Genomic DNA, 12,910 nt, shown 5'->3' with positions numbered 1-12,910 from the left:
AGGTCGACCACACCTTCAACGCGCTGGCGGCGCGAGTCGGCTGGAACTTCGTCACGACCTACGCCTATGTCGTGGTCCGGAAGGGCAGGGCCTGAGCGCGTTCCGTTGGCGTCGCGCCGTCTCCGCGTGAACCGGCCTTGGCCGCTGGAAACCGCAGCCACCGTCCGATCGGGCGCTCGACCCAGCGATAGAGCAGGGTGGATGCGATGGCTGCGACCGTAAGCGCCACGGCGATATAGATCTCCAGCGGCAACGCGTCGCCGACCAGCTTGACCCAGACCTCCCGGAGCGGCCGCAGCGCGAAGGGATGGAACAGGTAGAGGCTGTAGGAGGCGTTGCCGAGCCCGGTGAGAAGCAGGGCAAGGCGCGGCGGGGCACCGCGATAGAGCGCCGCGCCGCCGACGATCAGCACGGCGGGAAGCCCCCAGCGCAAGGCCGGCGGGACCGTGCCCGCCGCGTCGAGGCCATGGGCCTTGACCATGCTGGCGAAGCCCAGCGCGACCAGCAGAATGGCCGCCGCGGCAGGCAGCCTGACGCCTTGCCGGTACAGCAGCGCCAGCCCGCAGCCGAACAGGAATTCGAGGATGATCTGCTGCGTCCAAAAGGCGAGCTGCACCTGCGTCGGCCGCAACATGGCGCCCGCCAGCGCCAAGCCGGTGATCGCCAGCGCGAGAGCGATCGTGCCGCGCTTCAGCGGCAGCAGCATCGCCGTGGCGAACAGCACGTAGAAGAACATTTCCAGGTTGAGCGTCCAGCCTAGCGCCATCACGGGCCTGGTCTCGTCGCCGCCGCGCAGGCTCGGGATGAAGAGATAGGAGGCCAGCACATGCTGCCAGTCGCCGACCGGAACGTTCAGGAGCCGGGGCGCGACGAGGCTTCCGAGCAGAAGGACGCTGGTCAGGAGCCAATAGAGCGGCACGATCCGGGCGATGCGCCGGGCGAGGAAGATGCGCCAGGCTCCGGGCCGGCCGAACAGGTCGGTCGACGTATGCACCATGATGAAGCCGGAGATGACGAAGAAGATATCGACGCCGATGCCCCAGTGCAGGAAGGCCGGGTCGATGGCCGGCAGGCCCACGCGCGGGCCGATCGCCTCCGTCTCATGCGCGGCATGGCCGAAGACGACCAATAGCGCCGCGATGGCGCGCAAAGCCTGGATGGTCTCGATCTGGCCGGCCGGGGGTCTGCCGGCGGCGGGTGTCGCTGCGGTCGTCATGGCCGGCCCGTGGCCCCCTCGCCATCGGGGCCAAGCGCCGCCAGGCCCCAGATCAGGCCCATCATCAGGTAGAGATGCCGCCAGTGGTCGCTGTCGATCTGGAAGCCCTGGAGGATGGTGACGAAGAGCACGGACCAGATCGCGATCGCGTGCAACTGGGTCGGGCCCGGCCGGAACACCACCCGCCAGCCGACATAGCAGGTCGCCACCATCAGGCTGACCCAGGACAATCCGCCGAGCCAGCCATAGGATGCGAAGGCATTGATATAGACGTTGTGCGGGTCGGCCTGGTTAAACAGCCAGCGGAATTGCAGCGGCCCGAAGCCGTTGGGCGCATCCAGCAGCATCGGGATGGCGCGCAACTGGTTGCCGAAGCGGCCGGTGACGCCCTGGTCGTAGTCCTGGTCGAGGCTGGCGCGCGCGTCGAAGACGCTGCGGATTTCCTCGAAGGACAGCGCCACCAGCAGCGCCGCGATCATCGCGACGAGCGCGGCCAGCGACATCGCGACGATGCGCCCCCGGCTCGCGGCGTTCGGCGCGGTCAGGAAGGTGAGGACGATCATCAGCGCCGTCGAGACGACGAGAACGCCCCAGGCGCCGCGGGAGAAGGTGAAGAACAGCGCGGCGAGCGGCACGCTGAGCGCGGCCAGGCCCCGCAGCATGCCGGTCTGCCCCGTCAGGATGCGCTGCAGCACATAGACGATCGGCAGCGCCAGATAGGGGCCGAGCACGTTCGGGTCCTTGAACGTGCCGGAAGCGCGGCCGTAGAGCGTGAAGGTCGAACCGAGCCCGGCGACGTCGAAATAGCCGAGAAGCGCCGCGAAGCCCGCGACCCAGGCGGCGAACAGGTAGCCTCGGCGCAGCGTCTCGAGCCGGCCTGCCGCATCCTGGGACATGATGCCGGCGATGAAGACCGCCGTGATCATCAGATAGACCGATACGGCCGTGAAGCGCACCGCTTCGCCGTCGCCCATCCAGGGGATGAGCGAGAAGATCCCGCCGATATTGTAGCCGAGCAGCAATATGGCGAGCGGCAGGAGCTTCTGCGAGAACCGGATGCCGGTTACCGCGAAGACGAACAATGCCAGCAGGAAGACGACTTCGTAAGGCGAAGGCTCGACCAGCGCGAGCCCGCTTGCGGCGCCGAGCAGCCACAAGGTGCCGCGCTTGATCGCGGCATGGGAAACCGCCAGGCGCGGCGCCCGTGCGGTCTGCCGCGGCTCCTGCGCGAGCGCGCTCAATAGGCGTTCTCGTTCTTGGTCATCAGCGAGAGCGGCGTCTTCACGAGAATGTAGAGGTCCAGCAGCACCGACCAGTTCTCGATGTAGTAGAGGTCGTGCTCGACGCGCCGCTGGATCTTCTCGTCGGTATCGGTCTCGCCGCGCCAGCCGTTGATCTGCGCCCAGCCGGTGATGCCGGGCTTGACCTTGTGGCGCGCGAAATAGCCGTCCACCACCTGCTCATAGGCGCGGTTGGAGGCCTTGGCGTGGATGGCGTGCGGCCGCGGGCCGACCAGCGAGAGGTCTCCCTTGAAGACGACGTTCAGGAGCTGCGGCAATTCGTCGATCGAGGTCTTGCGGATGAAGCGGCCGACGCGCGTGACGCGCGGATCGTCCTTGGTGACCTGCTTGGCCGCGGTATGGTCCGCCATGTCATGGCGCAGCGAGCGGAATTTCAGGACGCCCACGGTCTCGTTGTTGAAGCCGTAGCGCTTCTGGCGGAAGAACACCGGCCCCTTGGAGTCGAGCTTGATCGCGAGCGCCGTCGCCAGCATCACCGGCGAGAGCGCGATCAGCGCCAGCGTACCGACGACCTTGTCGAAGGCCCATTTGACGACGATGTCCCAGTCGGCGATCGGCCGGTCGAAGACGTCGAGCACCGGGACCGCGCCGAAATAGGAATAGGAACGCGGCCGCAGGCGCAGCTTCGACAGATGGGCCGAGAGGCGGATGTCGATCGGCAGCACCCAGAGCTTGCGCAGCATCGTCAGGAGCCGTGCCTCGGCCGAGATCGGCAAGGTGAAGATGACGAGGTCGAGCTTGGTGCGGCGCGCGAATTCGACGAGGTCGTCGATCGTGCCGAGCTTGGGATAGCCCGCGACGAGATCGGGCGAGCGCTCGTCGTTGCGGTCGTCGAACACGCCGCAGATGCGCAGGCCGGTGTCCTTCTGGCCTTCCAGGGCACGTATCAGCGCCTCGCCGGCCTCGCCGCCGCCGACGATCGCGGTGCGCCGTTCGAGGCGCCCGGTCCGGGTGAGGTGGCGCACGCCCGCCGTCATGACGATGCGCCCGGCGAGCAGGGCGCCCGCGCCGGCGAAATAGAAGCCGATCAGCCAGCCGCGCGACACCTGGTCGCCGATCTTCAGGAAGAAGAAGGCCGCGAGCGCGACCAGGAACAGCATGGTCCAGCCGGTGACCAGCCTGACGGCGCTGCCGATGACATTGCGCAGCGCCCCGATCGGGTAGAGCTGTAGCGCCTGGAACAGCGCGAGCGCGCCGAAAGCCAGCGCCCCGACGGTCACCTGATAGGGCAGCGTGTATTCGACCTTGCCGGCGGCGTAGAGCCAGTAGATCAGCCCGCCCGTCGCGACGATGGCGATCAGGTCGAGCAGACGGGCCGCGCCTTCGATCATCACGGGAGAGAGGGTCGGCTTGACCGGGATCGCGGCGATGCGCTCGGCCAGCGGATGGAAGCGCCGCGTCTGGCCCTTGTCGGTCCCGCCGAACATCGTCGGCGTGGCCGAGGCGGCCGCATCCGCCTTCATCATATCGCGGACGTCGAAAGTCCCCATCACCCTACACCCTCAACTCGGAGCGCCGCGCCGGGGGAGCGGCGATCCCGGTTCGGCTCTATCCGAAATTGCTCACGGAAGATTTAATCGGACCGCTCGCTCTTTCCCGGGATTCGTAAACTCTAGGGCGAGGCGAAGTTGCTTTCCGCACGCTGCCGAAACGCGGCGTCGAAAAAGTGGATTTTGTCGTGGCCGGCCAGTGATTTGACGCAGGTCCCGACCGGCCGAAAAAGTCTCGATTTCCCGCAAGTGATTGTTATTGCAAGTGATCGCGAGTTGACAGAACGAGGTCGCATAGGCATATTGGCTAACGATGAGTGTTTGAGAAGCATATATCGCTCGTGATGAGCGCTGCGCCCCGACAGGTGTTTTGCCTGTGGCGCCGGCTGCTGGATTAATTCTCCGGCTAAGTCTTCTTCTCGGATCTGTCGATTTAAAACTCTAACGATTGCTTGGCCGTCCCTGCGTCGCCCCCGCGACGTTCAGCGCCCGCTTCGCCTGTGTGCAACATGTCTTTTCACTGGTTGGTTCTGCTCGCGGCCATTGCCGTCGAGATCGTCGCGACGGCCGCGCTGAAGTCGGCTGTCTCCACCTCATGGCTCGTCGGCACCTTGCCGCTGATCCTGATCGGTTTCTCCTTCATCCTGCTCAGCATCGCGCTGCGCGTCATCCCCATGGCGGTCGCCTATGCCGTCTGGGAGGGGCTCGGCATCGTCGGCATCGCGGTGATCGGCCATGTGCTCTTCGGCGAGCACCTGACCACCGCGCGGGCGGCGGGGCTGGCTGCGATCCTGGCAGGCATCCTGCTCATCGAGAACGGAGTGGGGCACGAACGCAGCGAGGATCGCGGGAGGCTCGCGTGACCTCCTCCTTCATGCAGGCCGCCCCGTTCCTCTGGCTTCTGCTGGCCGTCGCGCTCGAAATCGGCGGCACCTACCTGCTCAAGCTCTCGGACGGCATGGCCCGTCGCACGATGGGCGCAGGCGGCATCGTCCTCGTGATGGGCGCCTTCGCAGCGCTCGCCCAGGCAATCAACGGCATGGATCTTTCAGTGGCCTACGCCGTCTGGGGCGGGGCCGGTCTGGTGATCACCGCGATCATCGGCGCGCTGGTCTTCGGCCAGCGCATCCGGCCGGTCGGCTGGCTCGGCATCCTGCTCGTGATCTGCGGCGTCCTGGCTCTCAAGCTGCTCTGAGGCCGGGACACCGCCGGCTTCACGAGATGCCGCGCGCCTTCAGTGCGTCGCGGTAGGCGGCGATGACGCCGTCGATCATGTCGTCCAGGCGGAAATTCTGCCGGACATGGCCGGCGAGATCGGCGGCCTGTGCAATACGTTCGGCTTCCGGCGTCTCCAGCATCGCCCGGATCGCCCCGGCCAGGATCGCGGGATCGTTGGCTGCGATCAATCGCTGGCGATGGTTGGGGCCGTAGATCTCGCCGATGCCGCCCACATCGGTCGAGATCAGGGGCTGCGCCGCCGCCGCCGCTTCCAGGATGACATAGGGCAGGGATTCCGCCCGCGACGGGATCACCATCGCGCGGGCCCGGGCCAGAGCCTTGCGGATCGGCGCCGGTGGCTCGAACACGCATTGATCGGCAATGCCGCGCTCGCGCGTCATTTGTTTCAGTTCGACCTCGTCCGGGCCGGAGCCGACGATCAGGATCCGCGGCGTCAGACCGTCCCGGCGACGCAGCAGCGCCAGCGCATCGATCAGCGTGTCGACGCCCTTGGCCGAGCGCAATTCGCCGAGATAGAGCAGGTCGAATTCCGCGGCACGGTGGTCGATCGGCTCGAATTCCGCGTCGGACACGCCGTTGAGCACGACACGATGGTCAGTTCGCGGGAGATGGCCGACATGGGCCTCGAACCGGCCGGCGATGAAGCGGCTCTCGAACAGGAACATGTCGGTCGCGCCTTCGAGCAGCCGCTCGACGGTCATGTAGACCTTATGCTCCATGCTGCCGGGCTTGTAGTTGAAGCTGCCGCCATGGGGCGTATAGGCGGTGACGTAGCGCCGATTGGACGCGAACAGCGCGGGTATGCGGCCATAGACGCCCCCCTTCGAGCCATGGCAATGCACCACATCCGGCGCGAGGCGCCGCCGCAGCGCCATCTCGGAGAATTGCGCCTCGAGGTCGGTCACGCTCGGATAGCGTGACATCGGCACGCGCGTTACGCCCAGCGTCAGCTGGCTGCCGAGCTCGCGGAAGACCTCGTCGGCCCGCGCCCCGCCGGTATTCGAATCGCAGAAGATGCCGACATCGTGCCCGCGCTCCACCTGTCCCCGGGCCACGTCGAGGACATGCCGGAACAGCCCGCCGAGCGGCGCGCGGAAGACATGCAGGATTTTCAGGGGGCGGGCGGCCAGGCTGTCCCTCATCGGTCGCGCCGCGATCTCAGAACCAGCGTTCCTTGATGACGATGGTGTCGCCGGGCTGCACCGGATAGGTGATCGGCACGCTCGCGGTCACCGTCTGGCCCTCGATCTGGCGCGTCACTTCGGCCGTGTCGCGCTGGCCGCGCGGCGTGAAGCCCCCGGCGATGGCGACGGCCGTCTGCACCGTCATGCCGTTCACATAGGGGAACTGGCCGGAATTGGTGACCTCGCCGAGCACGAAGAAGGGGCGGTAGGTATCGACCTCGACCGAGACCTTGGGCTCGCGCAGATAGCCGCCCCGCAGCTTGGCCTCGATCGCCTGGGCAAGCTGCTGGGTCGTGCGGCCCTGTGCCTCGATCGTGTTGATCAGCGGCATGGCGATGCGCCCGGCGCCGTCAACCGCATAGATATTGGAGAGATTGTCCTGTCCGAAGACGATGATGCGCAGCCGGTCGCCGCTGGCGAGCCTGTAAGGCCCCGCTGGCTCGGCGAGCGCATAATCCGCCGCCGGATAGCGGGGCGTGCAGGCGCCCGCGATCATGGCTGCGGCCAAGGCGAGAGAGGCGATGCGTCGACTCATCACTGGCTTATCCGTGCAGAACTCGCCCGATCTTTAGGCTCGATATGGTTAACAAAGGCTTCCCGTAGCCCTGTCGCGTGCGTCTGGCCGGGCGGGGATGGCCCTGGCGCACAGTCGGCGGGCGATTGCTGCCGCTTTCCTGGTGGCCGGCCGGGGGCGCCGGAAAGAAAGACGCTGCCGACTGCTAGGCTGTGGGGGTAGCTGCAGTCGGCAGCGGCCCGATCATGGCGACACGTTTGATCGAGCGACTCAAGATTCGCTTCTGTCGCTGAAGGGCCGATGAAGCCGCCGTTCAGGATTCCGATAACCCATCGTTAACCTTCGTTACCTCGCGAGGGTCTTTCGTGCCGAATTCATCGATTTCGATTGGCCGGGAGGGCGCATGCCGGCGGGGCGGCGTGATCGGTGTTTACGATTTGCGGTTCCGGTCGGGGGCAGAAGTGCCGTTCTGCAGGTTCAGTGGACTTGCGCGAAATCGAGGCGATGCGGTGCCTTTGCTCCGGCGGAAGGTTCGATCGAGGGGCGGCCGCCCGAAGTCGAGACGCCTTGCAGTGGCCGGCTCCTGCAAGGGGAGCAGGGGAGCCGCAGATCAGAAACCGCAGCGTCATTTACCCGGCGATAACCTTACCGAGCGTTCAATGTCGCCCGCGTCCCTCGATAGGGGCGAGAGTTTTGCGTCGATAGGTGGGCCCATGACCGCTCAAGCTGGGATTGATGCGCGCGGCGCCGGCGAAGGCCGGGGCGACATGCTCGATCTCTCCGCCCTCTGGGCGGCGATCAAGCGCCGCAAGTTCTGGATCGTCGCGCCGACGCTCGCGGCGCTGGGCCTGTCCTTCGTCGCTGTCAACTTCGTGACGCCGCGCTACACGGGCGAGGCGAGGCTGCTGCTGGAAAGCCGCGGCGGCTTCTACGCTCTGCCCGGCCAGACGAACAGCGACAGCGGCCAGTTCGACTCCGAGGCGGTGCAGAGCCAGGTCCAGATCATCATGTCGCGCGACCTGGCGCGCGAGGCGATCAAGCGGATCGGGCTCGTCGGCAATGCCGAGTTCGATTCCGGCGTGGGTGCGCTCAGCGCCGTGCGCAAGCTTGCCGTCATGATCGGCCTCGGCGGCCATCCTGCCGATCGTTCGCCGGAAGAGCGCGTCCTCGAGAAATATTACGACCGTCTGCTCGTCTATCCGGTCGGTCGCTCGCGCATCGTCTCCATCGAGTTCACCTCGCGTGATGCCGCGCTCGCCGCGAAGGCGGCCAACACCATCGCCGAGACCTATCTGGAATTCCAGGAGCAGGCGAAGCAGGAGAACGCCCGCAGCGCCTCCAACTGGCTCTCGACCACGATCGAGCCGCTCCGCAAGCGCGTTGCCGAGGCCGAGGCCAAGGTCGAGGATTTCCGCTCCAAGAACGGGCTGTTCGCCGGCCCGAACAACACCACCATCACCTCCCAGCAGCTCACCGACCTCTCGGCGCAGCTCTCGGCGGCCCGTAGCCAGCAGGCCGAGTCGCAGGCCAAAGCCGGCCTGATCCGCGACGCCATCAAGCAGGGCCGCACCTTCGAGATCCCCGACGTCGCCAATAACGACCTCGTCCGCCGCCTGATCGAGCAGCGCGTCAACCTGCGCGCCCAGATCGCCGCGGAATCGCGCAGCCTCCTGCCGGAGCATCCCCGGATCAAGGAGCTGAACGCCCAGCTTCTCGACCTCGAAGGCCAGCTTCGCGCCGCCGCCGAGCGCACCGTGCGCACGCTGGAGAACGAGGCCAAGATCGCGGGCCAGCGCGTCGAGAGCTTCCAGGCCGCGCTCGACGGGCAGAAGAAGAACGTCTCCACGGCCAATGACAGCGAAGTTCAGCTCCGCGCGCTGGAGCGCGAGGCGCGCACGCTGCGCGAGCAGCTTGAGCAGTATATGCAGCGCTATCGCGAGGCTTCCGCGCGCGACACGATGAATGCCACCCCGGCCGATGCGCGCATCATCTCGCGCGCCGTCGAGCCGACCGAGCCCTCCTTCCCGAAGAAGGTGCCGGTGGTGCTGGTCGCGACGCTTGCGACCTTCCTGATCGCGCTCGCGACGATCGTGACACGCGAACTGCTCAACGGCCAGGGTCGGCCCGTGCCGAATGCGCCGCGCGGGCCGCGCTGGGTGTCCGCCGGTCCGTCCGAGGATGAGGCGGAGCCTGCCGACCCTGTGCCCGACGCGCCGCGCCATGCCCGCGTCGCCGGCCTCCTGACCCATGCCGGCAAGCTCGGCCAGACCCGGCTCGATCTCGACCATCCCGAACTGACGCTGGCCGAGATCGCCGAGCGCACCCGCGAACCCACGCGCGGCATGGCGCCGCTGGCGCTGGTGCTGGACGGCGCCGGAGACGAGGCCGCAAGACCGCGCGATCTCGCCGAGCTGCTCGCCCAGCGCTGCCGCTGCGTGCTCGTCGATCTCTCGTCGGACCATGCGGGCAGCGAGGCCGGCTTCTCGGAGCTCCTCGCAGGCGAGGCCCTGTTCTCCGACATCATCATGCGGGCACCGGGCTCGCGGCTGCATCGCATCGGCTCCGGCCGGGCCGGCCGCGCCGCCGTTCTGGCCGCGCCCGATCTGGTCGATGTCGCGCTCGACGCGCTCTGCGAGACCTATGACTGGGTGCTGGTCGCCGCCGCCTCCAACGACGACGGCACGGTGCTGGCGCCGATCGCGCGCCGCGCGCAGGCGGGTCTCGTCATGAGCGGGCAGGTCGGCAACGGCCACGCACTGGAGACCGCCTATCGCCTGAGCGAGCTCACCGAGGCGCCGGTCACGCTCATCCTCGATGCCGAGGGCGGCGTGCCGATGCCACCGGTCTCGCGCAGCGAAATGCCGGTCGGCGCCTGATCCTGCCGGATCGCTCGCGCCCTATTCCGCCTCGGGTCGCCTGCGCCGCAGCCAGCCCGATGCGCGATGGGCCAGCTTCAGCGCGAGCGGCGAGCGCTTGATCCGCCGCTTCAGCTCGCGCTTCGTCTGGGCGATCCGCGCGAACAGGCGGCCCTTAAGGGTCAGCGGCAGGAAGCTGTCGACGAGATCGTCATGGTCGTCGCAGAAGGTGGTCTTGTAGCGGGCCTCGCCGACGCCGAGATCGAAGACCGCGACGCCTTCGCCGGCCTTCAGGCGGATCAATTCGGCCAGGAGCAACTCGCCGGGGCTGGTCTTGACGGTTTCGCTGCCCATGTCGAACGAAGTCGCCATGCCCGAAAAGCGCTCGCCCTGGGTCGCGCCGACATAGGTCGCGACGGACCGGCCGTCGAGATCGAGGGAATAAAGCTCGATCACGGGACGGGTCGATCCATCTCCCAGGGCTCCCCGCTCCAGGAAGGCGCGCATCGCCGGCTCGGCGAAGGGATCGGGCACGCTCATGGCGCGAAAGCGCTCGGCCTTCTGCGTGAGGAATGCCTCGATGATCTGTTTGACGCCTTCGGGCGTCGTCCCACGTGTCAGCACCGACGAGCCGAAATCCTTGAAGCGGCTGTGCTTGTTCTTGAGCTTCTTGCGGGCATGGCTGCTCATCGAGCGCTTCAGCGCGGCGTCCCCGTCACCGGGAACCAGCGCGAGCTTATAGGCGCGGCTCGGGCTCGGGCCGGCGGCGAGCAGCGCGGCCGGGTTGGAAACGCCTTGCCATGTGACAGGCTGGTTGACGAAGGCCAGCGCATCGAGCCCACCGATGGCGTGGCCGATCTCCGTCAGCATCCGCTCCGTCAGTCCGATATCGAGCTGCGCGGCGAAAGCGGGAGCATAGAGCCCCATATGATAGTTGGCATGCTTGCCGCCGATGAATTCGGCGAAGCGGAAACCGCCGCGCCCGGTGATGGCGAGCGGCAGCAAGGCACAAAGCGCCCCTTCGGCATCCCGCACCAGCGCATAGCGCAAGGTCATGGCATGGGCGGCGCCGATCGTCTCGGAGAAGGGCCGGATCCAGTCATAGCTCTGATAGGGCGTCGCCAGCGCCGTGGCCTCGAAGGCGCGCCATGTCTCGGCGAGCGCGGCGATATCGGTCTCGATCGCGATCGAGGCCCAGGGGCGCGCTGCGCTGCCGCTGGATGAGACCGTGTCGGGCGTGGCCAGTGAAGAGGCGGCGGTGGGCATGTTTCCTTCGCCCATGCGAGCGGAACTGATGGCGCCTCCTTAACCCGTCATTGTGAACGGATCGGCCACAATCCGCCGGAGCAGCCACGCGATCGCACGATAGCGTTAGCGGGCGGTTGCGAGGGGATATTCGGACTTGGCTGCGATGAATGCGCGTCACAAGGCCATCGCGGCCGCATTCCGGATGATGGCGGCGACAGGCGCCGACCGCTGGAGCCGCGACTTCGCGCAGGGCGTGGGCGTGATCCTGACGCTCCATCATGTCCGCACGGCTGAAACGCGCGGCTTCGCGCCGAATGCCCTGCTCGACATCACCCCGGATTTCCTCGATCGCGCGCTGGGCCTGATCCGGGCCGAGGGCTGCGATATCGTCTCCTTGCAGGAAGCGCTGGCACGCTTGCGCAACCCCAAGCCGGGCCGCTTCTTCGTCGCGCTGACCTTCGACGATGGCTACCGCGACAATGTTGAGGAAGCCTGGCCCATCCTCGCCAGGCACGAGGCGCCCTGGACGCTGTTCGTGACGCCGGGTTTCGCAGACCGCACCGCTCGGCTCTGGTGGCTTGAGCTGGAGGAGGCGATCCACGCTCTGCCGCGGATCGATCTCGCCTTGCCGGATGGCCGCTTCACCGCCCGGACCGAAACCGACGCGGAGAAGACGCGCGCGTTCGCGAAGCTCTACTGGCGTCTGCGCCGCGAGCCGGAAGCGATTCTGCTCTCTGCGATTTCCGGGCTGGCTACCGAAGCCGGCATCGACCCTGTCGCTGTCGTCGAGCGTGACTGTCTGCCCTGGGAGACGCTACGGGCCTTGTCCGGCGCGCCGGGCGTGACCATCGGCGCCCATACCCTGACGCATCCGATGCTGGCGAAGCACGAGGCGGAGGTCGCACGCCGCGAGATCGTCGAGAGCAGGCAGCGTCTGGAGACCGAGCTGGGTATCCCGATCCGCCATTTCGCCTATCCGGTCGGCGATCCCGGCTCGGCCGGGCCGCGCGATTTCGCGCTTGCCGCGGAGGCGGGGTTTGAGAGCGCGGTCACGACGCGGCCGGGCCATCTCTTTCCCGAGCACGCCGGCCATCTCCACGCCCTGCCGCGCGTCTCGCTCAATGGCCTCCATCAGAACGAGGCGGCGCTGCGAGCACTTCTGTCGGGGCTGCCGTTCTGGCTGCGGAGCAGGGGGCGGCGGATAATATAGCCAATATATTCTACCAGAGGTGATGCATGGATAGCTTTTTAGGAATGCTGTTGATGACGTCTATGTTCATCGCCGTTGGCGTTCTGATTGCAAGGGAATCATACATCGCAAAATCAGTAGGTTTATTCGCGGGATTGATATTATTTATATTGATAGTAATAATATATCAGTTTTCGATACGCGTCGACGGTGTGGCGACGGCAAACAGCGCGATTGTTTGGGTTCTGATTTTCGTGGTGGCTGGTTTGTCTTCAAAATTTGGGTGGGCGGTATTTCTAGCGGCCGTATTGGCCGCCTATGCTGCCTTGGCGGCATCGAATTTCTATGGATGGCAGTTCTTCTCGTAAAACTTAGCCTTAACTGCCGTCAAGCCTCGTCCTTGCGCTCCATCCACTTGATCAAGGGCAGCAGCGGCAGCACCCAGGCGAGGCCCAGCGCGATATAGGCGATGGTCTGCATCAGCTTCGGCGCCTCGGTGATCCGCCCCTGCGCGAGCGCCATCGCGACGAGCGCATAGACGCAGACGAAGACGAGGATCAGCACGGTCCCGATCAGCTTGCGGTTGCGTTGTTTCATCGGGCTCTCCACCGCGCAGGTCAGGCTGCTGCGGCAATGCGAGCGTTGTCGCGCCGGAGCGACGGGTCTATGTCACC

At 66.6% G+C, this 12,910-nt stretch carries 12 protein-coding genes; 5 read left to right on the top strand and 7 right to left on the bottom strand.

Annotated elements, in window-relative coordinates:
* Window positions 1–64: 64 nt before the first annotated feature.
* From JHD80_RS19850 to JHD80_RS19840, 3 genes are read right to left on the bottom strand one after another with little or no spacing between them, the layout of a single operon-like run.
* On the bottom strand, window positions 65–1,216 hold the full coding sequence (locus JHD80_RS19850; protein WP_199090966.1) for an acyltransferase family protein: 1,152 nt from the start codon (window positions 1,214–1,216) through the stop codon (window positions 65–67).
* On the bottom strand, window positions 1,213–2,457 hold the full coding sequence (locus JHD80_RS19845) for an O-antigen ligase family protein (RefSeq protein WP_199090964.1): 1,245 nt from the start codon (window positions 2,455–2,457) through the stop codon (window positions 1,213–1,215). The genes JHD80_RS19850 and JHD80_RS19845 overlap by 4 nt, the downstream gene beginning before the upstream one ends.
* A complete protein-coding gene (locus JHD80_RS19840) occupies window positions 2,454–4,007 on the bottom strand; it encodes an undecaprenyl-phosphate glucose phosphotransferase (RefSeq protein WP_199090962.1) in 1,554 nt (517 codons plus the stop codon). The genes JHD80_RS19845 and JHD80_RS19840 overlap by 4 nt, the downstream gene beginning before the upstream one ends.
* A 509-nt stretch (window positions 4,008–4,516) precedes the next feature.
* Between JHD80_RS19840 and JHD80_RS19835 the strand changes: the two genes are divergently transcribed.
* Together JHD80_RS19835 and JHD80_RS19830 are read left to right on the top strand one after the other, a co-directional pair.
* On the top strand, window positions 4,517–4,870 hold the full coding sequence (locus JHD80_RS19835; protein ID WP_199090955.1) for a DMT family transporter: 354 nt from the start codon (window positions 4,517–4,519) through the stop codon (window positions 4,868–4,870).
* Window positions 4,867–5,202, top strand: coding sequence for an SMR family transporter (locus JHD80_RS19830; protein ID WP_199090953.1), 336 nt, complete (start codon window positions 4,867–4,869; stop codon window positions 5,200–5,202). The genes JHD80_RS19835 and JHD80_RS19830 overlap by 4 nt, the downstream gene beginning before the upstream one ends.
* A gap of 19 nt (window positions 5,203–5,221) precedes the next feature.
* On the opposite strand, the gene JHD80_RS19825 is transcribed toward JHD80_RS19830, so the two are convergent.
* Together JHD80_RS19825 and JHD80_RS19820 are read right to left on the bottom strand one after the other, a co-directional pair.
* Window positions 5,222–6,388, bottom strand: coding sequence for a glycosyltransferase (locus JHD80_RS19825; RefSeq protein WP_199090951.1), 1,167 nt, complete (start codon window positions 6,386–6,388; stop codon window positions 5,222–5,224).
* Between the two features lie 16 nt (window positions 6,389–6,404).
* The gene (locus tag JHD80_RS19820) at window positions 6,405–6,965 is read right to left on the bottom strand and encodes a polysaccharide biosynthesis/export family protein (protein ID WP_199090949.1); all 561 of its coding nucleotides are present in this window, start codon (window positions 6,963–6,965) and stop codon (window positions 6,405–6,407) included.
* A gap of 692 nt (window positions 6,966–7,657) precedes the next feature.
* Here JHD80_RS19820 and JHD80_RS19815 point away from each other — a divergent pair.
* Complete coding sequence (locus tag JHD80_RS19815) at window positions 7,658–9,820, top strand: GumC family protein (RefSeq protein ID WP_199090947.1); 2,163 nt, start codon at window positions 7,658–7,660, stop codon at window positions 9,818–9,820.
* Window positions 9,821–9,841: 21 nt separating this feature from the next.
* On the opposite strand, the gene JHD80_RS19810 is transcribed toward JHD80_RS19815, so the two are convergent.
* Complete coding sequence (locus JHD80_RS19810; RefSeq protein WP_199090945.1) at window positions 9,842–11,065, bottom strand: GNAT family N-acetyltransferase; 1,224 nt, start codon at window positions 11,063–11,065, stop codon at window positions 9,842–9,844.
* 136 nt (window positions 11,066–11,201) lie between these two features.
* Here JHD80_RS19810 and JHD80_RS19805 point away from each other — a divergent pair, with 136 nt between their 5' ends.
* Both JHD80_RS19805 and JHD80_RS19800 read left to right on the top strand, forming a co-directional pair.
* Window positions 11,202–12,257, top strand: a complete 1,056-nt coding sequence (locus JHD80_RS19805) for a polysaccharide deacetylase family protein (protein WP_465246537.1) — start codon at window positions 11,202–11,204, stop codon at window positions 12,255–12,257.
* A gap of 26 nt (window positions 12,258–12,283) precedes the next feature.
* Window positions 12,284–12,604, top strand: a complete 321-nt coding sequence (locus tag JHD80_RS19800; RefSeq protein WP_199090943.1) for a hypothetical protein — start codon at window positions 12,284–12,286, stop codon at window positions 12,602–12,604.
* A gap of 19 nt (window positions 12,605–12,623) precedes the next feature.
* Here the strand turns inward: JHD80_RS19800 and JHD80_RS19795 are convergent, their stop codons facing one another.
* Window positions 12,624–12,833, bottom strand: a complete 210-nt coding sequence (locus JHD80_RS19795; protein ID WP_199090941.1) for a DUF2842 domain-containing protein — start codon at window positions 12,831–12,833, stop codon at window positions 12,624–12,626.
* Between the last annotated feature and the right edge of the window lie 77 nt (window positions 12,834–12,910).

The sequence above is a fragment of the Allobosea sp. ASV33 genome (assembly GCF_016428755.1).
In the GTDB taxonomy this organism is placed as follows: Bacteria; Pseudomonadota; Alphaproteobacteria; order Rhizobiales; family Beijerinckiaceae; genus Allobosea.
This window is presented reverse-complemented; position numbering and strand designations above follow the sequence as displayed.